Genomic DNA, 2,298 nt, shown 5'->3' on the forward strand with positions numbered 1-2,298 from the left:
CGCAACGTCGCCGCCCATGGCTTGCGCAACCCCGTGCACAGTGCCCGACACGCGTTGAGGCTCGGCGGCCAGCTGGGGCGCGTCCTGCTGGGCGAAACCCTGCACCCGACCAACCCCGACGACAAACGCTTCGCCGATCCCACCTGGCAACTCAACCCGTTTTATCGCCGCAGCCTGCAGGCCTACCTGAGCTGGCAAAAAGAAGTCCGCCAGTGGATCGATGAGGGCGGCATGAGCCCGGATGATCAGGCCCGTGCGCATTTCGCCTTCTCCCTGCTCAACGATGCGGTAGCGCCGTCCAATACCCTGCTCAATCCGCTGGCGATCAAGGAGCTGTTCAATTCCGGCGGCAGCAGCCTGATTCGCGGGATCAGCCATCTGGTCGACGATCTGCTGCACAACGATGGCTTGCCCCGGCAAGTCACGCCACAGGCCTTTGAAGTCGGCAAGACCCTGGCGACCACACCCGGCGCAGTGGTGTTTCGCAACGAGCTGCTGGAACTGATCCAGTACAAGCCGATGAGCGAAAAGCAATACGCCACGCCGCTGCTGATCGTGCCGCCGCAGATCAACAAGTTCTACATCTTCGACCTGAGCCCTTCCAACAGCTTCGTCCAGTACGCCCTGAAAAACGGCTTGCAAGTGTTCATCATCAGCTGGCGAAACCCGGACGTGCGCCATCGGGAATGGGGCCTGTCCAGTTATGTCGAGGCGACGGAAGAGGCCATGAACGCCTGCCGGGCGATCACCGGCGCCCGCGAGGTCAACCTCATGGGCGCCTGCGCCGGTGGCATGACCATCGCCGCCCTGCAGGGCCATCTGCAAGCCAAGCGCCAACTGCGCCGGGTTACCAGCGCCACCTACCTGGTGAGCTTGCTGGATAGCGAGATCGAGAGCCCGGCCACGCTGTTCATTGACGAACAGACCCTCGAAGCCGCCAAGCGCCGCTCCTATCAGAAAGGCATTCTCGATGGCCGCGACATGGCTCGGGTCTTCGCCTGGATGCGGCCCAACGACTTGATCTGGACCTACTTCGTCAACAACTACCTGCTGGGCAAGGAGCCGCCGGCGTTCGATATCCTCTACTGGAACAACGACTGCACGCGGCTTCCGGCGGCCTATCACGGCGACCTGCTGGATTTTTTCAAGCACAACCCGCTGACACGGCCGGGCGCCCTGGAAGTGTGCGGCACGCCTATCGACTTGCAGAAAGTCACCGTGGACAGCTTCAGCGTGGCCGGCATCAACGACCACATCACGCCGTGGGACGCGGTGTACCGCTCGACGTTGCTGCTGGGCGGCGAACGACGTTTCGTGCTGTCCAACAGCGGACACGTCCAGAGCATCCTCAACCCGCCAGGCAACCCCAAGGCCAACTACATTGAAAATCCGAAACTGAGCAGCGACCCGCGCGCCTGGTACTACGACGCCAAGCACATCGAGGGCAGTTGGTGGACCCAATGGCTGGGCTGGATCCAGGAGCGCTCCGGCGCCCAGCACGAAACGCAGATGACGCTGGGCAACGCGAAATACCCGGCCCTGGAAGCGGCACCCGGAAATTACGTACGGGTACGCTGAACGCCTCGTCCCACGGTCGCACTGCGGGCCGTGGAAGGACTCCACCGACCAAGAAGACCGGATGAAAACCCGCGACCGAATCCTCGAATGTGCCCTGCAATTATTCAACGAGAAGGGCGAGCCGAATGTTTCCACCCTCGAAGTCGCCAACGAGATGGGCATCAGCCCCGGCAACCTCTACTACCACTTCCACGGCAAGGAACCGCTGATACTCGGATTGTTCGAGCGATTCCAGGCCGAGCTCGCACCGCTGCTGGATCCGCCCGCCGATGCGCAACTGGCGCCGGAGGATTACTGGTTGTTCCTGCACCTGATCGTCGAGCGCCTGGCCCAGTACCGATTCCTGTTCCAGGACCTGTCGAACCTGGCGGGGCGCCTGCCGAAACTGGCCAAGGGCATTCGCCAGTTGCTCAACGCGTTGAAACGGACCCTGGCCTCGTTACTGGCGCAACTCAAGGCCCAGGACTTGCTGGTGAGCGACACCCAGGCACTCGGGCAACTGGTCGAGCAGATCACCCTGACGTTGCTGTTCTCGCTGGACTATCAGCGGATCCTCGATCGCGAGGGCGAGGTTCGCCTGGTGGTCTATCAGGTCATGATGCTGGTGGCGCCGCACTTGCCGCCGGCGATCAAGGTCGCGACCGAGGAGATGGCGTTGCGGTATCTGGAGGAGCACGAATAACAGCCGGCTGTGGCAGACCCATCAACTGTGGGAGCGAG

At 62.4% G+C, this 2,298-nt stretch carries 2 protein-coding genes; both read left to right on the forward strand.

Going from position 1 to position 2,298, the window contains the following annotated elements; all coding sequences use genetic code 11:
• Positions 1-1,578, forward strand: a 1,578-nt coding sequence (gene phaC, locus ACE04F_RS02600) for a class II poly(R)-hydroxyalkanoic acid synthase (RefSeq protein WP_486104596.1), incomplete at its 5' end; no start/stop codon positions are given.
• A 61-nt stretch (positions 1,579-1,639) separates the two neighbouring features.
• A complete protein-coding gene (locus tag ACE04F_RS02605; RefSeq protein WP_486104598.1) occupies positions 1,640-2,260 on the forward strand; it encodes a TetR/AcrR family transcriptional regulator in 621 nt (206 codons plus the stop codon).
• Positions 2,261-2,298: the final 38 nt, after the last annotated feature.

Source organism: Pseudomonas sp. AGC41 (genome assembly GCF_057334555.1).